Below are 19,769 nucleotides of genomic sequence, written 5' to 3' on the forward strand. Positions count from 1 at the left end.
AGCATGAGAAAACATCAGGTATGTTGGCTCAGCTATGAAAATACTGCACAACGCTCTGTTATCATGCTCAAGAAAATGGAAAAGGCCTGAACCACCTACTCAGGCCCGAGGGAGAATTACCAGCGGCCGCGGACACCCAGTGTCAGACGACGCTCATAAACGTTTTGTGAAATACGATTGTCTTTCCACTGTGCGTAGTTCGTTTCGTACTCTTCTGTCAGGTTACTGCCCGACATATAAACGGTCAGGTAATCAGTGACGTCATAGCTGGCCGAAACATCAAGATAAGTTGTCGGTTCGGTCCAGATAGCCGTGTCCCCCATACCGCCTGTAGTCGTGACCTGCGCCAACCGTTTAGAACGGTGATTTGCAGCTAGACGGAACTGGAAGCCATCTTTTTCATACCACAGCACCGCGTTAGATGATTCCTTTGAGTTGTCTACCAGCGGCAGGGCTTCACCATAAAAGTCTACCCGACCACTTTCACTGTCTGAATAGGTGTAGTTGAATGCAGCACCAAATCCGCTCCAGAATCCCGGCAGGAAGTCGAATGCCTGTTGATAGGTAAACTCGGCACCATTCATTGTGCCGCCCTGGCCATTGACCTGGCCGGTTACATTCACGTCACGGCGCACAACACCATCGGCATCAGCCAGTGGCATGGTCCAGGTGCTGGTTTCAATGAAGGATTTCAGCTGAATGTTGAATACACCAACACTGATTAAAGCACTGGGTGAGAAGTACCATTCCAGCGCAAGATCGGTGTTGGTGGCACGCCATGGTTCAAGTTCAGGGTTACCCTGCATGGTGGCATTGGTGGCAATCAGCAGATCCGGAGAAATACCTTCCCGAGCTGCCAGATCATCCCCCGCACGTGAACGGCTCACCTGCAAACCACCAGCAATCGCACCTAAGTCCAGACGCGTCATGGTCTTACCCCAGGCTGAACGGAAGATCAGATCATCACTGAGGTTTACTGCCAGATTCAGTGAAGGCAGGAAGTCACTGAACGACTTACTGGTATTAATATCACCGCCATCCGACGCCACAGAGCCCGGACAGTTTACACAAATAGAGTCGCCAACGACATTTTGCAGTATCTCAAGATCGGTTTTAATGTACTGGAAACCGACATTAGCAGTGTACAAATCGCTGGAGAAATCGGCGCGCCAGTAGAGGGTTTGTGTTTCTTCTTCAACCTCATAAGTACTGCCCGGAACGCCGCCTTTTTTATTACCAGGATAAAGCTGATCCTGGAATGCGAATGGGTCGTCAAGCTGGCGCGGGTCGATAAAGTAATAACTCCCCCCATTCACCGGACCAAAGTCAGAAACCTGGTGGATCCAGCCTTGAGGCAGTTTGTCGAACGTATAAGGGGTATCATAACCCATGGTCAGATCGCCATCAGAAGCGCTGGGCACGCCACCACTGCCATCCGTATCAAATGCGGCCAGACCCTGGTCTTTCCACATCACATCGACACTGCCTTCCCCCACCGGGTTACTGAAGGGGGCCAGTAAGACGTACTGCTCACGCGTCACATCACGGTTACCCAAACGAGCACCAAAACTCATTTTAGTCAGTGAGCCCATATCTTCGAACACGTATTCCCCATCAAGACGTAAAATATCCAAACTGGCATCTTCGTTAAAATTGTTCTCAGAGTAAGTAGACACGACAGAATAACGATTCATGTTAGAGCCAAACACTTCCCCCTGCAGTTCACTGGGCGGCAGTAAGACCGGGTGGTCACCCTGATAATTTAGCCTGACCGGTACCGTACCTGGACCATAACCGCCGGGGTTTACCGCGATCGGACCATTGCCCTCGTTACGACGTAGGTTGTGCGCCAGACCACTGGTCATATAACCCTGAGCAACGTTTTCTGTGTGCATACGCTCTGCATCGGCCGTGATCAGGCGCATCTTACCCGAGAAATTGCCATCGCCTTTGTAAGTCAGCTCAAAGTTATAGTTGGTCGATTCACGCTCATTGGTGTGGCTTTCCGAGTGTGCAACTACCCGTGGTGCATGCAGCGTAATATCCTGGGCCGTATACAAATTATATCCACCATCGGTTTTACCGCGATCAGTGGCATCATGCTGTTCCTGCCAGTCCCAGTGGCCACCCCAGGCGTTATCAGCCATCAAGCCACGCTGACGATCTGCGTCATCCATTTTGGTGTAAAAAACATCAGCACTGAGCTCAAAATTATCATTGATCTGTGCCTGAAAACTTAGGCTACCACCAGTGCGCTCACGCTCTGTAAAGCGGTTAACCATACCATAGCTGACGTAAGTGAATTCGGCGTCATCCGTATCACCGTCGCCATTGATATCACCTGCGGGGCAATACCAGCATCCGCCGTCCTCTTGTGGCGCATAGCCCCAGCCATGGTTTGTCGAACCAAAACGATAATTTGCCAGATTTACTTCGTCTCTGGTCAGCGTTGCCAGTACGGCAAAGCGCTCGGCATTGTAGCCGGCCGCAATCATAGTTTTAGGGTCGGTTTCTTTTGAATAAGAACCTCGTGATGCTTCCACCAATGCCGCACCGCTGAACCCTTCTTCTAAGTCAAAAGGCTTACGGGTCTTCAAGTCAACAGTACCAGAAATCCCCCCCGCCAGAGTATCCGCAGTAGGCGATTTCATAACATCCATGGCACCAACCAGACTCGAGGGAATATCAGTAAAGTCTGGCTGTACCGTCGTCAGAGAACCCGCACTGAGAAATTGCTCACCGTTGAGTAACGTGGTTACCTGAGGCATACCCCGTACATTAATCGTTGAACCTTCACCGGCGCTGCGGCGAATTTGGATACCCGGAACCCGTTGCAATGAATCCGCAATCGTCACATCCGGCAGCTTACCTATGTCCTCTGCGGTGATAGAGTCAACAACACCATCCGCAAAGCGTTTAGTATTAAGACTTTTCTCAGTCGAAGCACGGATCCCTCGAACTTCAATGACTTCTACTGTCTCTTCTTGCTCGGCCTGAACCGGCGCAACAAAGGCGGTGCTCGAGATCACGGCGGCTGTCACCGCAAATGAAATGCGAGACAATCTGAATGCTGCATTGCTGTGTTTCATCTTCTTCCTCTTATTCTGCATTATTAAGATGGTCGCCTGGCGAAATAATCATCAGGCACTTTCCCTATTTGAACAGGCTTGTAACTTATAAGTTTGCATTTTCAAACTCATATCGGTACAAATCTATCAGATAACAGCGCTGTCATTTTGAACCCACAACTAAATGACCGGCTATCTGCGCGCATTATGCATGCTTCCATTTAACCTATGTTAATACTTTGTACCTTTTTGTTGGTATTGGATAGGATAATATTAAAATAGAAGTGAAATGCATTACCTTTCATGATTGAGGACGCGAAGATAGCAAAGCAAACCTAATTTTGGCGCACAGAGTGTGCACAAATGACCATCAGCTGACTAACGTGAAGGAGCAATACAATGAAAGCAATGTGTGAAAAAGTCATTCCGTCTCATAATTGCTCATGGCGCTACTGCCTCTATCAGCTAGATGAAATCCCGTTCAACTGGCACTACCACCCGGAATATGAAATTTGCCTGACACTCAATAGTCAGGGCATGTGTCATATTGGGGATCATATCGCCCCCTACACAAACTATGATCTGGTATTACTCGGGCCAGAGCTGCCTCATACCTGGCAGTCTCGCGACAATGCCGATGGCAGCCAGCATCTTGTCCATGTGGCACAGATCCCCGCGCAATGGCTGCAACAACAGTTACAACAGAACCCCGAACTACAGGGACTGCATACCTTACTGGATCATGCTAAATGTGGGTTAAGCTTTAACCAGAAAACGGCCAAAAAAAGCGAAAAACTGTTCAAAAAAATGCAAGATGCCACGCCACTGGTGCGCTATATTTTGCTGTTCCAGCTGCTCAATTTGATGGCTAACAGTCCATATCAAACACTCTCCACCATGGAGTTTAGCTTTGCCAAACAACTGGACCCGGCAAAGGACAAGTTCGATCATGTGATTAATTATATCTACGACAATTACACAGAATCTCTCAGTGCGGAGCTGCTCGCCAGGCAAGCCCACATGAGCACGAACCACTTCCACCGCTTCTTCAAAAAACGTACGGAGTGCACAGTCACTGAGTTTATCAACCAGCTCAGGATTGCTAAAGCCTGTAAACTATTGCTCAAAACCAAAGCCCCGATCACGGTGATAAGCGATCAGTGTGGCTTCAATAACCTCTCTAATTTTAATCGTCGATTTCTGGCAATCAAGCAGTGCACACCCAGCCAGTTTCGTGCCCGGGTACAACAAAAAGCCCTGATTTAAAGCCTGTATTCAGGTTAAGGTAAGGGGACCCACATATGATAGGCGCGACCTAACTATAAAAACTAAGGACAATCCCATGCCACTACTGACAGCTCTTTCCCTGACACCACTGCTCGCTGCAAGTGTACTTTCAACGCCTGCAACGCAACCGGCCTGCGAGGACGGACAGGCCTGCACCATGGCGGTTTACAGCGAGCATACGCAACAATGGCAATTTATAAATCAGTCTCGGGCGCACCAAGCATACACCCCATTCTCTACCTATAAAATTCCCAATACCCTGATCTTACTGGATACAGGGACCATCAAGCCCGATCAGAGTTATCAGATAGATTTGCAGACCTATCCGGCAAAAAGTTGGTGGTTCAACGCCTGGCGTGCCGACTCAATCACGCCACAGGCAGCATTCAAATATTCCGCTTTGCCGCTGTATCAGACCTGGACCAATCTGCTGAGCAAACAAGTTATGCAAAAATATCTGGATGATTTTAAGTATGGCAATCGCGATATCAGCGGGCCACACGACAAATTCTGGCTAAACAGCAGCATTAAACTCAGCGCAGTCGAACAAGTCGAGTTTTTGCGCCGATTGCAGTCGCATGCTTTCAATCTAAAGCCCACCACCTACGAGGCGTTTAACAACATTTTCTTACAAGAACAAACGGCTGACAGTAAGCTATATGCGAAAACGGGCACAGGCCCGGTGGCCAAAGGTAAGTACTTAGGCTGGTACGTTGGCATGGTCGAGAACCCACAAGGTCGTCATTACTTTGCCTTCAACATAGACGCTAAAAACTTCAAAGAAATCGCCGCGACCCGGGTAGAAATCGCCAAAGCAACATTACATGAGATGGGCATTATATAAAGCGAAGAAGGTGAGTGGCTTGTGTCGGTAGCAACACAAGCCGCAACGAACCAAGGATTGCTATCAGGCGACCTTGCGCAATAACCCCTGGGTATTTTGCCGCATGGTATGCGCCACCATAAAGTAGCCGATAAAGGCTACAAACACGGCACCCGAAACCGGGCCCAACAACCAGACATAAGGATGTAAACGCCCATCGACCCCAAACAACTGCTGCTGAATGATAAATAAAGTAACATCACTGACTAAAGCCGCAACCAACCCTGCCAGCGCCCCAAGCAACAAAAACTCATACAGGGTTGCCAGTTTAATCAACTTACCTCTCGCACCCAGTGTCCGCAGGATCACCACTTCCTGCATCCGCTCGGCCAGACTCGCCTGTACCTGAGATATCAGAACCAATGCCCCGCTGATAAGTACAATTGACAACACAAAGCCAATTGCCAGAGACACCTGGGCTATCATCGACTGCACCTGGGCGATGTTGTTCTTAATGTCTATCATACTGACAGTTGGATACTGTAATAGCACCCGGCTGACTGGACGAATATGATGGTCTTCGAGCTTGGCTGCCGTGAAATAGGTTACCGGCAGGCGCTGCGCCATGGCAGGATTAAAGATCATCACAAAGTTCGGCTTGAGTGTGCCCCAGTCCACACTGCGAATACTGGTTACTTTCGCTTCGAAAGTCTGGGTATTGACCAAAAAGGTTAAGGTGTCGCCCAGTTCAATTCCAACCCGCTCGGCTGTGCCCTCAAACACAGAAACCTGTAATTCATCCGTTTGTTCAAACCACTGCCCTTCGAGAATTTCATTGCCATCCGGCAAAGTATCGGTCCAGGTCAAGTTGAGTTCACGGCCAACGCCACTGCGGGCATCCTCTTGCTGCTCCTCGCCCTCCTGCTTAGATACCCGGCGTGCAAACGCTTCTCCGTTCAGCGCATTGACCCGACCCCGGAAAACCGGATAAAACGCCTCGTGATGAATGCTCTGCTCAGCAAAAAATTGCTTGAACTGATCAACATCACGCTCGCCAATGTTGATCAAAAACGCATTGGGTGCATCTTCTGGCACCTGCATTTGCCAGTCGGAAATCATGTCATTTTTAAGCACAAACAGGAATAACATCAGCTTGATGGCAAGTGCAAAGCTGATCAGCTGTATGGCATTTGCATTAGCCCGTTTTTGCAGTGTCGCAATCGCCAGCGACCAGCTGTTACCCGGACTCAGCCCCAGTTTGCGCCCTGCGCTGAAAAACAGTCGGGATAAACCAAACAGTACGCCCATCAAAGTCGCGGTGCCGGCAAACAATAACAGCGTGGTTTTAATATCCCCACTGAACAACCACATCAGCATAAAGATGGTGCCCACCGACAGCGCCATATGCACCCGGCTAACGGCCAGCTTGTCGCCCAGGCTTCTTCTGAGTACTCGCAAAGGCGGAATGTCGAACAGATCCAGTAAAGGTTTTAGCGAAAACATCAGGGCACACACAACACCAATGGCAATCGACAGCAACCAGGGTCTAAATCCGGCAGCGGGCAGCTCATTGGCAACAAATTGTGTGAGATAGTCAACCGCGACTTCCTGTAGCCCATAACCTATCGCCAGACCAATCAACAACGAGCTGACCGTCACAAGCGACAGATGCATCAGGAAGATACGTTTAATGGTACCACGACTGCCACCCAGTGTTTTCATCATAGCAACCGGATCGTACTGACGTTCACAGTAGCGTTTGGCAGACACAGCCATGGCCACCGCTGCCAGCATAATGCCGAATAACCCAGCCAGTAATAAAAATCGCTCTGAGCGTTCCAGGTTCTCACCCAAAGGTGACTGGCGGTCTTTAATTCCCTGCCAGCTCTGATTTTCTCTGAGCTGAGGCTTTAGCCAAACGTAGTAGTCTTTGAGCAACAGCTCATCTCCGGCAAACAGCAGCCTGTAAAACACATCACTGCCAGGCTGAACGGCTTGCGTCGCAGGAATATCCGCAATATTTAACAACACACGTTTGTTACCCGCCAGTGAGAAAAATGCGGCATCGGGTTCTTGCACCAGCACCTTAGTCACGGTAAACATGCCGGCACCAATTTCGACCTTGTCACCGACTTTGAGTCCAAGTGTATAAAACAGCCCTTCACTCAGCCAGGCTTCGCCCTGGCCTGGTGCTGCTGCAACTTCATATTGCTCACCCTCAAGGACGTCTTTGAGGGTTATTTTGCCGCGCAATGGATGATTGTCGCTGACCGCTTTGATTGAGCCCAAAACCAGCTCATCGTCTGCGAACAGCATGGAGTCAAAGTAGATATTTTGTGCTGTTTCCAGGCCAAAATCTTGCGCCACTTTGAGATAATTCTCATCCAGTTCATGGTTACTGGACAGACGACGGTCTGCCGCGATGAAATCCGCAGATTTTTGTTCAATATTAAGGCGGATCCGTTCGGTCACTGAGCTTAAACTAAAGACCGTTAGCACCGCCAGCGAAATAGCCGCAAAGATGATGGTCAGCTCACCTCGACGCAGCTCCCGAAAAAATAACCTCAGCGCCAGTTTAGCCCACATGTACCGCTACTCCTTCTCCGTCACGGATGGTTGCCAGCTGACCGCCCTCGATATGAATGATACGATCGCATTGCTTTGCCAGGTCTTCGTCGTGTGTTACCAAGATGAGCGTCGTCCCGTGTTGCTTATTTAAGTCAAACAACAGGCTTTCAATTAAATGACCATTCTTAGAGTCCAGATTTGCAGATGGTTCATCGGCAAAAAGGATTTTAGGGGTGCCGATAAATGCACGTGCAATCGCAACACGTTGTTGTTCTCCGCCCGACAGTTGCGAAGGATAATGGCCGACCCGGTGTGCCAGCCCCACTTTTTCCAGTAGCGCCTGTGCCTGCTCACGAGCATTTTTTTCACCGGCGAGCTCAGCAGGTAGCATCACATTTTCCAATGCAGTCAGGCTTTGTACCAGCATAAACGACTGAAACACAAAGCCGACTTTCTCAGCTCTGAGTCGAGCGCGTTGCTCTTCATCAAGTTTGTGAAGCGCTTCGCCGTCCAGATAGACTTCGCCCTTACTGGCAATATCCAGACCAGCCAACAAGCTGAGTAAGGTTGATTTTCCCGAGCCAGACGTGCCAACCACAGCCACAGACTCCCCTGACTTGACAGAAAAATTGATATCGCTAAGGATAGTGAGGTCACCCTCAAAGGTACTGACGGTTTTACCCAACGCCTTAACCTGAATTATATTTAACTGAGAAAGCACTGACATGATGCGATTTTTCCTACAACTGGTGGTATTGATCTTCGGCACACTTTTCGTATTAAAAGCGAACGCCAACGATACCAAAATTATGATCATTGGTGATAGCTTAAGCGCCGGTTATGGTCTCAAACAAGCACCGTCCTGGGTTAATTTGTTACAAAATAAATACGAGACAGAGCAAAAAGCGATCACTCTGGTCAATACCAGTGTCTCGGGACAAACCACAGATAATGCGCTGCTGACCATAGACAAGCAACTTGAAAACCACCAGCCCAGCCATGTACTCATAGAGCTGGGTGCCAACGATGGCCTGCGGGGGTTCCCACCTAAGCTGATCCGCAAACATTTACGATCACTGGTTGATAAAAGTCAGGCCAGTGGTGCCAAGGTGGCTTTAATGCAGATCCAGATCCCACCCAATTACGGTAAACGCTACAGTACCCTGTTTGCCGATAGCTATCCTCTGGTAGCAGAACAAACCGGCGCTTATTTAATGGATTACTTTATGCTGCCCATTGCTGCAGACCGCAGTCTGATGCAAAACGATAACTTACACCCCAATGAAAAAGCGCAGCCTATCATTCGGGATTTCATGTACGATCGCTTAACACAATGGCTTGTACACACCACACCATAGACACTGAATCAGCTATCAAAACTAATTCGCTTGATCTACATCGCATGGTAAAAGTAGATCAAGCCCTCCTCTTCGTCACTGACTTTAACAGAATTATTACACTGCTAAGATTACCCAACTAAGAAATATTTCTTTCACTGATCGCAATCCACAATCTGCCATTTCTTGCGCTGCCAAAATAAAAACAATGACATGGGAAGACACTTGCTACACGTTTATTGCAGACTTAAAAACAAACCAAAAATAAACACACAAGGAACATAAAATAAACATTTGCAACAATCTATTTAATTTATATACTGGCAACATTGAAATTAGAGTTTTTCAACTAATCAAGGTCATTTATTGACACGTATTAAGGACGAACGATATGAAACATTTGAGGTACTTGTTTGGTTTAGGTGTTGCTGCGCTGCCCATTTCCAGCGCATTCGCTGACATCAAATCTCAAACGCTGCATAACAAGCAATTTCTGTGGGATGGCCTGGAGCAGGTTATTTCAGAAAGTCACTTCCAACACGGCATAGCACCAACGCGTGAGACAGAATTACTTTCAACAGTGCAAAAAGCGCATAATGTTCACTACAAATTAACAAAAAGAACGGGCGCCTCCACAACTTATGAGCACTATCGTGCTTATGTTGGAAATTATCCGGTATTATCAAGTAACCTGGTCATTATACGTAACAAAAATGGCAAGATCCGCCAGGCGATGGGTAACCTGATATCCGGGACGCTCCCTCAGGGACAGGCTCGGTTTCATAACATGGCAGACGTGCAACTAAGTCAGCACATTGAAGCACAGCCCGGGCTGAATGGCGTTACCAAATATAGTTACAAAAAGGCGTTCTTATTAAAAAGCGATACTCTGATCCCTGTTGTCGAAGTTTTAGCAACATTCAAGGATAGAAAAGAGAAGATACTGCTCGATGGCAACGAACTGGCTGTCCTTTCTACATCTTACAATATGTCGTTTGCCTTCTCTCAGGAGTCACTGACAAGCGCAGGCTATGTTGCGGGAGGTGGTATAGGTGGAAACGATAAGATGGGCGCTATATGCTACTCCCCGAGCCCTGGCAGCATGCAAAACTGCACCAGTTATCAATTTGATGACATTGCTCCGGTAGGCGCAGAGCTCAGATTTGAAGACTCGGATCCGTCTGCTATTTTTTCGGAGTTTAATGGCTATCCATTTGTCGTAAAAAAAGAAGGCAACAACTGTATTTTGGATAACCCTTACGTGGTGACTTACGACGCTGCGGTCTCCGAAGTAACTCCGGTTGCATATACATGCCAGAGCAACAACGAAAACTTTGTCAAACAGCAAATTGACCAAACATTTAACGCCTACTACAGCTATAGCCCGGCAAACGAAGCGCACTTTAACGCAGGCCTGGTTATGCAGTACTTCCACAATCAACTCAAGACCTTATATCCACAGCAGAGTCAAGACTGTGACAGCAGCGGCTACTGTATCAAATCGCTCTCCCAAAAAGTCAATCGCAATACCATTTTTGGTACAAACTCTGCTTCCTGGGATGGTGAATTTGTTAATTATGGCTCGGGTAACGGTGGATATGAGTATTTTGCTTTGACCGGCATGAGCATTGCTGCACATGAAATCGCTCATGCTATTACCGAGTGGAACTCAGGACTGGGAAGAGAAAACGTCGACAGCGCCATTAACGAAGGACTATCCGATATTGCTGCGATCGCGATACTCGACTACTATCAGCATACCGCATCTGGCGCTTACACCCAGTCTCAGGCATTTACTGATCAATTTCGCGAACAAGCCGGCTTATACACCAAAAACCGCAAATGGTGGTATGGCTGGGATGTGTTTCCACAGGATAAAGCGGCACGTTTTTTCGAATTGCCTTCCTGGGACGGCAGGAGCATAGATCACGTTAAAGATTATACGACTGCCAAAACAGGACACGATAATGGGGGAGTATTAAGAAAAGCGTTTTATGAACTTGTCAAAACGCAGGGATGGACCATCCAACAAGCCTATCGTTTATTCTTACGCGCCAACACGTCTGGCTGCTTATTTTCTGGTATGTCTTTGAATGAGTTTGGGTTCTGCCTGATTGATCAAACCCCTCATATTCAGGTCGGCAATAAATCAGAGAGCCAGATAAAGACAGACGTATCACTCAGCCTTGCAGGTGTGGGCATCTCTACTGACATTGGACTATCCACTTTAGATGCCGATGTATGGCTTAACTACAACCAGGCCAGTTATGATTTAAGCCGCATCGACCAAGATAGCATTCGCAACATAGAAGTAAACTGGGGGGATGGTCAGACAGACAGCTGGCAGCGCGACAGTAACACACCAATCTACCCCTTTATACAGCGCAGCAGCCAGGTTGTTGAAGACACCCTAATCCGATTCTCTGTCAATGTCACCACCGAGGATCAAAATGGTAGCCAGGCAACTCAGTCGGCCTATCATCACTTTTACAGTCGCCCGGCGGCAATGCGCTGTGAGCCTTACATGAATAATGCGGTATTACACACCAGCACTGTGTCCATCAATAACAATACGCTGTCAGGACTCAATGCCGGATACAGAGCTAACCTGGACACGCCATGGCCTGTGGCTAAACCACGAGAACACACACTGAGTTTTTCACAGGATCTCAGCGGCAAGCTTGTCTCTGTGTACTTTGACTACAACAAGAACGGGCTGATGGAAAGCAATGAAGCACTCCTTTCGAATCAAAATATCACGGGCAACAGTACTACATTTACGCTAGATCAATCTGCTAGTGCGGGTCTTGGCTTGTTGCGTATCGCCATTACCAGCAACGACACTGACTATTCATTTCTGGACGCATGCGGTGTGGTGGACCATGGTCAGGTCGTTGATATCATGCTGGATGTCGATTCTAAGAACTTGCCTCTGATCTCGGATTTTGACATTCAATATCTGGAAGGCAATCGAGTTAAATTCACCAATACCTCTCAGGTTAACGACGCTAAAAGCCCGCAATTCTTTTGGCAGTTCGGCTTCGATAACCGTACCAGTACAGCACGTGACCCCGGGATCATTGACTACCCTGCAAACGGTGGTCAATTTGATGTGTCACTACAAATACAGTATGCCGATCACAGCGAAGCTGATACTAAGCAAACCCGCATCTCACTGGATCCTGCGAACACTTGTCCAGCCAAAATCAGTGACGGTAGCAATGCTGATGTCATTTATATCGACGACATGAAGCTATTCAATTACTCAACGCTGATTGCCAATGTGCCTGCTGCAACCGGGTTCAACCGTGACGGGTACAGTCTGAACACGTTAAGCGGCACCGATATTAAGAGAAGAACCTATATCAGTGTCGAAATCATGACAAACCTGATGCCCCGCTCTACTGCGGAGAACTTACTGCAAAACGGTAACCGTGATGTGCGCTTCACCATCTGGCTGGATGCAGATGGCAACGATGAGTTTACCCCATCTGAATCCGGATTAGATAATGATCCAAACTATAACTATTGGATAGACAATAGTCAGTGCACCACGATTTCCGGCTCAGAATATTGCCGGATCAGCGCCACAAAATCCTTGACGCTGCCCAATGTCAGCACCTGGGACTGGTCAAAGTGGTTTGTATTGCGCTCTAAACTAGAAGAGGGTCCGGCCAATGAGTATAAGTCTGACGCTTGTAATCGATTTAATTACGGTGAAATTGAAGATCTGAAAATCAAAGTCACCCGATATTAACTAAAACCGCTCGCAGTCATGTAGGCAAAGGTATCTTTGCCTACGAGCTACCTCATAAAACCAATCAAAAAGGAAACTTTATGAAACTTGTTAGCCTAGCAGTCATCGCTGCTCTGGGAGGGGCTTCTCTTGCTACTGTAGCGAGTCCTTTGTCCGAAAACAGCACCGCTTTACCTAAGTCAACTTTACAATTTCAGGCATTGAGCAGTGCAGAAAAAGTACAACAACGACTGAGTAAGCATGGCCTTAATAAAAGTAACCGACCGCATTTGTTCAACCTGCTGGAAAAACGCGAACAGTCCAAGCAATTTGGCTTGAAAACCACTCAGGCGGCGCAGCTTAACAGCCTGAGCAATAGTATCAGTTCGAATTGTAACGCCGATAAAGTGTGTTCTTTTTTCAAGCATATGGGTTTGAGAGCCGTTAAAGACGCCGCAGGCACAGAGTATGTAATGATCTCCGCCATCAACAGTGAAGTTGCTTCGACGACCTATACCTTTATCGACATTGCGCTGATAGACGAAAATGGCCAGGACATCACCATTCCTCGTTTTGCAGAGTACTATGGCGAAGGCATTTCCAAAAAGCGCATGGATATTGCTTCGCTTGGTAAGCTTAACGATATTATGCCAAGACTGCTTGCCGCTGAGCAAGTCTTCGCAGATGCCTGGGTAACTGTGGTTTATATCGACGAAAATGGCAATGAAGTGGCGGAAGATAAAAACACTGTCGTCGAATATTCTAAAGAAACATTGCTGGCGGAATTAGGTTATCAGGATGCACTCTCAGCCAGTCAGAACTTAAAACACGCCACTGCGTCAACGCAAGCTTGGACTGAAGCGCTCCCCTCATCTTCTATGCCGACTATCCAGCAAGGTGCAATCCTGGAAAGTGCCATTACCAACCCGGTTGATTTAAAAGAGATCAATGCCGACCCAACCCTCGACCGGATCAAAATCTGCCTGAACCGTATGTACAATGACTGTGATTACGACGCGGTCTACCCTAGTGGCACCCCTAATGACCAACTAAAGGTACTTGTACCGTTTTCTGGCTATCGTGATGTCATGGGCAAAGTGACTAAAATCTATCGCCCGGACTGGAGCACCAAAGACGTCACTTATGACGCCAATGGTAACCCGAGCTATGCCATCAAACCTGCAGGCACCCAACCAATGGGCCTATACCATGGCACCGAAATTTTCATTCAGACGAAAGAAGGCGGTGGTGCATCTAAGTTAGGCGGTTACCAGGGTTCAGAGCATCTATTCTCAGATCATATTTCACTGAAATATCTGCAAAAGCAAGTCGGTGCCAATGTCTACGATTACACTCGCATCTCATGGAACATCCCACGTTCAAAAGGGGTATTTGGCGATGCAACGCTCTATGGCCGCTATGCCGATGCGCACTGGATCATGAACCTGTCGGTTGAAGTTGAGCAAGAAATGCGAGGCAGAAAGCGTCTGCGTAATTTCACCTATGTTGTAGGCAGCACAGACATGCCAGAAGAGCAAACCTGGACCGATATTGATCATCCCCCCATGCAGATGGTGTACAGCTGCCTGGCAAAAGGCTCGATGATCATGCTGGCTAATGGAAAGCAACTGCCTATCGAACAGTTGCAGGTTGGCGACTTGGTACTTGGCGCGAGTCAGTTTGCGCCTGACTCACATATGCCGCTTGAAATCAAAGACGTCTCAATCGGTGTTGAAGCCTTACCCATGATTAAAATCACCACAAACTCTGGCAAAGAGCTGCTGCTCACTGAGTCGCATCCTGTGCTCACTCAGTCAGGTCTGTCAGCCTGGGCTAATAAGGTTCAACGAGGGGATCGAATTCACACGGCCAATGGTCTGGAACTGGTCACTAAGATTGAGCAAGTGAAGTACGAAGACAATGTGTACAACCTCAAACTGGCACGCACTGCTGATGATCCAAAACACATTACCGGTGAGACTTTCTCAATGTTTGCAAATGGCCTGCAGGTCGGTGATCTGGCTATGCAAAGTGACAACGAATTTGAGGACGAGGAAGAAACGACCCAGGACGTCCTGAATCGAATTCCTGAAGCCTGGCACAAAGATTATCTGAACAGCATCCAGTAAACAGGAAATAAACCAGTGAGGCCTCTCAAAGGGCCTCTTCACGGAGTGAACACAATGAATAACAATCCATTCATTTGCCTTGCGCTGGCACTTACAACATCCCAGGCATTCGCGCAGGCAACCAAAATGCCAGAGAAACTCAGCGAATTAGCCCCGCTTTCTGCCCAGGCTAAAAGCATCGATTTGGTCCCCCTTGGTACAGCGCATCAAAGTAAAGGCGATGTCTTGCTGGGCATTCAGTCTGTACAAGGCATGGCCGTTGAGCACCTGGGTAATACCAGCATCGACTTTCGCGTTGGCGTTGACCTGAGATATGAACAAGCGCTCAAACTTATCGACGGTAAGGTCGATGCTGGCTTTAAATTCCCGGCCGTGCGCGTGGACGCCGGTGCAAACTATGCCAAGGACATCAGTGCCGACCGCTATACAGGTACTTATACTGTGTATTCGTCGGTCAAACCTAAGTCTCGCATCCTGATGCCAAATACAGACCGGGGTTACCAGCCAACGCAGGCAGCAACGGATCTGGCACAGGCGTATCCGGGCAATAAAGCGGCAAACCTCGGTGATGGCTTTGTGCAGGGCTTTGCCTACGGCTCCAACGTCGTGATCAATATGAAAATTGATTATCGCAATGAGGAAGACAAACGCCAGATCGGTGGCTATCTCAGTGTCGACTGGATAGGTAAGGTCAAGGTTGATGGCCAGCTGCAAAAAATTGATGAGGAAAAAAGACAGTCCGTTAAAATTTCCATCAGCGGCTATCAGAGCGGCGGAGATCCAAATCGACTGTTGAACATCATCCCTAATGGCATTATGCGTTGTACGCTGCTGAACCCGGAGCCATGCTTCAATCTGTTCGAAGCCGCGGTAAACTACTTGAAATCAGATTACATCAACCAGTTTAACTCACTGGATGATTACAACATCACTGATAGCTATGTCGCAAAGTATCTGGATTCTGGCGCAAGTTTGCAACAGTTAATCCCGGATGCGGGCTACATCCCGGTCAACTACCTGACAAAGCTCGTTATTAAAGAGCTAACTTCACGGTGGATTGAAGAGCGGCTCACTTATCGCAGAGCGAAAAATCTACAACGCTACTACGCGGCGCAATTTAGCGCAGAGCAGCTGAATCAACTACAGGAAATCGAAACATCCAGTCGCGCCAATGCCAACTTATTTGCAGATATGGTTGACTACTGTGAGCGCAACCCTGAAGGAAATTACTGCCTCGACTATGAGTCAGGTAACTTAGCTTACTATCGCGACTACAGCGCTATCAGTGACGTATTAAAGTAAGGATACCATTATGAAAAAGTTTTCTATAAGCACATCGATTGTGTCCGCCGTCCTCGCCTTGCCCTTGTTGGGCGTCACAGCACAAGCGCAGGATCTCAGCGATGCCCAACTACAGGCTGCTCGTTATAGCGAGCTTGGTGACATGCTAACGGTTACAGAAGCTCAGGGCAGATTCGCCTGGATGCAAAAATGCTACGACGGTTTACTCGTTGAGCTGTGGGAGCAGATGTTCGATACCCGTGACATTGTCAGCAAAGAAGAGAAGCTACGCCAGCTTAAAGAGCTTTGGCTCTCGGCAGATAAAATCGCTGCGGGCAAAGCACAATATGTGACCTTTGCCAATGAGGACTTCAGCAATCCTTATAACTGGGTTGCCGGTACCAGTGATAATCAGGCATGTACGCTTATGCCGCCAGAATATCAGCCTGTGGCATTGAAAACCACTGTGCTGTCACATAACTACTGCGACAATGCCAGTTTTGATAACGAGTGGGAATGGATAGCCAAGGTCACTATTGAAGACTTCGAACATCAATCGGGCACCAAAGCACACACTATGGTGTCAGGGAAAGTGGCTACGCTGCCCGCAAACCGAAGCGTCAAAGTGTCTATCACGCCGGGCAATCTGGAACCTGACTTTCCTTCATATGTCGTTGCACGCGTCTGGGTTGACTGGGATCACAATGGCCAGCTGGACAACAGTGAAATGGTCTACAAATCAGCATCAGATGGGGTGTTCAAATTTACCATGGACATTCCGGCGGATGTACCAGTAGGCACTACATTGATGCGTATTGCAACCGATGCAGGTGGTGGCTCAGACAACGCCTGCTCCCGTATTCAATATGGTGAAGTCGAAGACTACCTTGTAACGGTTCGTTAAGGAAAGATGATATGAAACCTATTTATTTATCTGTTTTTGCACTGGCAATGACAGGACAAAGCCTTGCTGCGCAAGAAAAAGAGGCGAACATTTCAAGCGCCAACTTGTCTGGTTCCGTGATCTCCGGTTTGATCAATGATCATGTTGCCATGGGTACAGCGTATGACAGCCAAAAGAAACGCTTTCTCAATGTGCAGCCTGTTGCGGGTGTGATTGATGAGACCTTCGGTAATACCGAACTCAAGTTTAAAACCGGCATTGATATGAGCTATGACGACATGCTCAATACCTTAAATGGTAGTGTGGATGTCGACGTCAACTTCCCGGTTGTAAGGGTGTCCGCTGGAGCCTCTTTGGCCAAAGAAATGGCCTCAAGCACTTACTCTAGCTCATACACTTTTAGCGCTTCAAGTACGCCGAAAAAGCGCCTGTTCTTACCCCAAGATCAAAACCTGGGCTATACCCTGTCACAAGTGGGCAGTGATGTCGCCAGCAACCATCAGACCAAGCTGCAAACTCTGGTTGGCGATGAGTTTGTGACCGGCATTGAATACGGCGCAAATGTACTGGTCAACCTTAAGATCGATTACGGAAGCAACCAAGACAAATCAGACATCGGCGGTTATCTGGATGTCGATTTATACGGTGGTGTATTCAACGTAGGCGGTCAGCTCAGATACCTCAAGGATGAAACCAAATCTTCGGTGAAGATCACGGTACGCGCAATCCAGCAAGGGGGCGATCCAAAGCAGCTGTTGACCATCATTCCAAACAACATCATCACGTGTTCACTGGACAACCCAGAGCCATGCTTTGACATGTTCTATGAAGCCGTGAAGTATGCTAAGTCTGGGTTCAACTCTCAGCTCAACTCATTGAGTGACTATAACGTAGTGCGTTACTACACCACCCGTTATGAGAACGCTTCACTGGCATTACGCGCGTTGGTACCTGAGTATCAGGTAGTCAGAAACGCAACTAAGTGGCTGATCAGTGAACTTGAGGATGACTTCAAGCAGGCGATTTTGGATGAGCAACGTGCTGATAAATTGCTCAATAGCTACTATGCCTATTTACCCGCGTCACAACGTCTGGCCGTAGAACAGATTAAAGATCTGGCCTATGACAATGCCTGGTTCTTTTTCAATGCCGCACAGTTTTGTCGTGATAACCCCTTTGGTTACGCGTGTGAAAACAAAGTGCAGGAAATGAAGAGTGCCTGTGTGCAGCGCGGTAAAAACTGCCCGGCCACCTACAATGTGACTGATTTGCAACTGCCAAGCAACGATCAGCAGGACTGGAAACAGTGTGAACTGGCAAGGCAAGAGGCCGTACGTGCTGGTATCGTCACTGAGGAGCAAAGTGCCCGCTTCAGAAACATGCGCTGGGCTCCAACTTTTATCGACGTCACAGCACCGGCCCGCGGGATCCTGAACTGGCGTTTATGTGAAGGTGCGCTGACCACCTATGGTACGGCATTTGCGCAATAACCTGCCATACTTAATCGCAATGTGCACAGGCACATTGCGATTTCTATTCAGGGAGCGGATATGAAAAGCTTTTTATCGATACTGGCCCTTGGCTGCTCGTTCGCAGCGCATAGTCAGATTTACTACAGTGAACAAGTCGGACCCAACGATCTTGGCCGGGCATTTGACCCAGCCATGCATCAACTGAGCACAGCCTGTTTGCAGGGTACACCAATGCAACATTCTGAGTTCAGTGGTAGCCTGGATTACTTCCAGCGCGTCGACGAAACCCTCATTAAACGCCGTACGTTTGGTGAGGTCCATGGTGGCGTTAACCTGTTTATTATTGCAGGCAGTGTTTCAACCTCGATGACGCACCGCAATGCCACCGATCAACGTACCTTAACGTCACAATTACACCTCAAGTTTGAAGAAGGCCATAGCACGCTGGAAGATCGCCAGCTAAAACCAGGCGTGGATCTTAAAGACTGTGGCAGCCACTTTGTCTATCAGGTCAACTACGGGCGCGATCTGTTCGTTAACACCCGGCTGCACTTTAAAACCGAGGAAGATTACAAACGGTTTGTGATTAAAATTAAAATACGTTTGTTGTTTTTCAAAAAGACCATCACCAAAGTCAAAGAAATCGAAAAGTATGCCGAAAACGCAGTATTCAGCGTCGATGTCAATTCCAACGGGCCTTTGCCAGCAAAGCTACAACAGCAACTGAACGAGCAGCCTACCTATTGCCGGGGTGGCAACATTACCCCCTGCCTGCAGACCCTGGAAAATCTGGTGGCTTACAGCTTTGACCCGGATGGCCTGATGCTGGATTTGGCGGACTTAGACAAAGTCCCCCGTAGTTTTGTAGTGAAAAGCTACCAGGACTCCGGCCACTATGGTGCAGCCGACTGGCAGTCAGTCATGAGCAACCCCTTGTATGAACCAACCTGGCGCTGGGCTGAGCATCAGTATGGTGAAGCAGTCAGACACTTAGAGCGTACCAAGGCATTTCTGGCCGTTGCCAGTGAAGCGGAGAAACCGTCACTGGAAGCCCAATATGAAGCGGCCCTGATAGCCCTCAGCGATGCCGAAGTGCTACGCCAAACCTGTCTGGCGTCCCCCTGGTTAAGTCAGTGTGGGCCCTGAACAAGCATGTATTTTCCT

Annotated in this window: 12 protein-coding genes; 9 read left to right on the forward strand and 3 right to left on the reverse strand. The window is 48.2% G+C overall.

Annotated elements, in window-relative coordinates; translation table 11 throughout:
• Window positions 1-116 precede the first annotated feature (116 nt).
• Window positions 117-3,089, reverse strand: a complete 2,973-nt coding sequence (locus MHN33_RS20105; RefSeq protein ID WP_239400740.1) for a TonB-dependent receptor — start codon at window positions 3,087-3,089, stop codon at window positions 117-119.
• Window positions 3,090-3,467: 378 nt separating this feature from the next.
• On the opposite strand from MHN33_RS20105, the gene MHN33_RS20110 reads away from it, so the two are divergent.
• Both MHN33_RS20110 and MHN33_RS20115 read left to right on the forward strand, forming a co-directional pair.
• Complete coding sequence (locus MHN33_RS20110; RefSeq protein WP_239400742.1) at window positions 3,468-4,334, forward strand: AraC family transcriptional regulator; 867 nt, start codon at window positions 3,468-3,470, stop codon at window positions 4,332-4,334.
• 76 nt (window positions 4,335-4,410) lie between these two features.
• Window positions 4,411-5,199 carry a penicillin-binding transpeptidase domain-containing protein gene (locus MHN33_RS20115; protein ID WP_239400744.1) on the forward strand — a complete coding sequence of 263 codons (789 nt, stop codon included), beginning with the start codon at window positions 4,411-4,413 and terminating at the stop codon, window positions 5,197-5,199.
• 63 nt (window positions 5,200-5,262) lie between these two features.
• Here the strand turns inward: MHN33_RS20115 and MHN33_RS20120 are convergent, their stop codons facing one another.
• Window positions 5,263-7,764 (reverse strand): FtsX-like permease family protein, encoded by a 2,502-nt coding sequence (locus tag MHN33_RS20120; RefSeq protein ID WP_239400746.1) that lies wholly within the window; start codon window positions 7,762-7,764, stop codon window positions 5,263-5,265.
• A complete protein-coding gene (locus MHN33_RS20125) occupies window positions 7,754-8,473 on the reverse strand; it encodes an ABC transporter ATP-binding protein (RefSeq protein WP_239400748.1) in 720 nt (239 codons plus the stop codon). Before MHN33_RS20125 ends, MHN33_RS20120 begins: the two co-directional genes overlap by 11 nt.
• Between MHN33_RS20125 and MHN33_RS20130 the strand changes: the two genes are divergently transcribed.
• The 7 genes from MHN33_RS20130 (at window position 8,472) to MHN33_RS20160 (ending at window position 19,751) form a co-directional block, all read left to right on the forward strand.
• Window positions 8,472-9,104 carry an arylesterase gene (locus MHN33_RS20130; RefSeq protein ID WP_239400750.1) on the forward strand — a complete coding sequence of 211 codons (633 nt, stop codon included), beginning with the start codon at window positions 8,472-8,474 and terminating at the stop codon, window positions 9,102-9,104. The genes MHN33_RS20125 and MHN33_RS20130 overlap by 2 nt on opposite strands.
• A 370-nt stretch (window positions 9,105-9,474) precedes the next feature.
• Complete coding sequence (locus tag MHN33_RS20135; RefSeq protein WP_239400752.1) at window positions 9,475-12,840, forward strand: M4 family metallopeptidase; 3,366 nt, start codon at window positions 9,475-9,477, stop codon at window positions 12,838-12,840.
• 80 nt (window positions 12,841-12,920) lie between these two features.
• Window positions 12,921-14,948, forward strand: a complete 2,028-nt coding sequence (locus MHN33_RS20140) for a Hint domain-containing protein (RefSeq protein ID WP_239400754.1) — start codon at window positions 12,921-12,923, stop codon at window positions 14,946-14,948.
• Window positions 14,949-15,002: 54 nt separating this feature from the next.
• Window positions 15,003-16,250 (forward strand): hypothetical protein, encoded by a 1,248-nt coding sequence (locus MHN33_RS20145; protein WP_239400756.1) that lies wholly within the window; start codon window positions 15,003-15,005, stop codon window positions 16,248-16,250.
• Window positions 16,251-16,260: 10 nt separating this feature from the next.
• Window positions 16,261-17,133, forward strand: a complete 873-nt coding sequence (locus tag MHN33_RS20150) for a GEVED domain-containing protein (protein ID WP_239400758.1) — start codon at window positions 16,261-16,263, stop codon at window positions 17,131-17,133.
• 11 nt (window positions 17,134-17,144) lie between these two features.
• A complete protein-coding gene (locus MHN33_RS20155; RefSeq protein WP_239400760.1) occupies window positions 17,145-18,623 on the forward strand; it encodes an internalin in 1,479 nt (492 codons plus the stop codon).
• 60 nt (window positions 18,624-18,683) lie between these two features.
• Window positions 18,684-19,751, forward strand: a complete 1,068-nt coding sequence (locus tag MHN33_RS20160) for a hypothetical protein (protein WP_239400762.1) — start codon at window positions 18,684-18,686, stop codon at window positions 19,749-19,751.
• Window positions 19,752-19,769: the final 18 nt, after the last annotated feature.

Origin of the sequence: Pseudoalteromonas sp. OOF1S-7 (genome assembly GCF_022347765.1) — a bacterium.
Lineage (GTDB): Bacteria > Pseudomonadota > Gammaproteobacteria > Enterobacterales > Alteromonadaceae > Pseudoalteromonas.

Bases quoted from the DNA above. Each gene is read 5' to 3' on its own strand.
- MHN33_RS20105 (WP_239400740.1), bottom strand. From the start codon at position 3,089: ATGAAACACAGCAATGCAGCATTCAGATTGTCTCGCATTTCATTTGCG.
- MHN33_RS20110 (WP_239400742.1), top strand. From the start codon at position 3,468: ATGAAAGCAATGTGTGAAAAAGTCATTCCGTCTCATAATTGCTCATGG.
- MHN33_RS20115 (WP_239400744.1), top strand. From the start codon at position 4,411: ATGCCACTACTGACAGCTCTTTCCCTGACACCACTGCTCGCTGCAAGT.
- MHN33_RS20120 (WP_239400746.1), bottom strand. From the start codon at position 7,764: ATGTGGGCTAAACTGGCGCTGAGGTTATTTTTTCGGGAGCTGCGTCGA.
- MHN33_RS20130 (WP_239400750.1), top strand. From the start codon at position 8,472: ATGATGCGATTTTTCCTACAACTGGTGGTATTGATCTTCGGCACACTT.
- MHN33_RS20125 (WP_239400748.1), bottom strand. From the start codon at position 8,473: ATGTCAGTGCTTTCTCAGTTAAATATAATTCAGGTTAAGGCGTTGGGT.
- MHN33_RS20135 (WP_239400752.1), top strand. From the start codon at position 9,475: ATGAAACATTTGAGGTACTTGTTTGGTTTAGGTGTTGCTGCGCTGCCC.
- MHN33_RS20140 (WP_239400754.1), top strand. From the start codon at position 12,921: ATGAAACTTGTTAGCCTAGCAGTCATCGCTGCTCTGGGAGGGGCTTCT.
- MHN33_RS20145 (WP_239400756.1), top strand. From the start codon at position 15,003: ATGAATAACAATCCATTCATTTGCCTTGCGCTGGCACTTACAACATCC.
- MHN33_RS20150 (WP_239400758.1), top strand. From the start codon at position 16,261: ATGAAAAAGTTTTCTATAAGCACATCGATTGTGTCCGCCGTCCTCGCC.
- MHN33_RS20155 (WP_239400760.1), top strand. From the start codon at position 17,145: ATGAAACCTATTTATTTATCTGTTTTTGCACTGGCAATGACAGGACAA.
- MHN33_RS20160 (WP_239400762.1), top strand. From the start codon at position 18,684: ATGAAAAGCTTTTTATCGATACTGGCCCTTGGCTGCTCGTTCGCAGCG.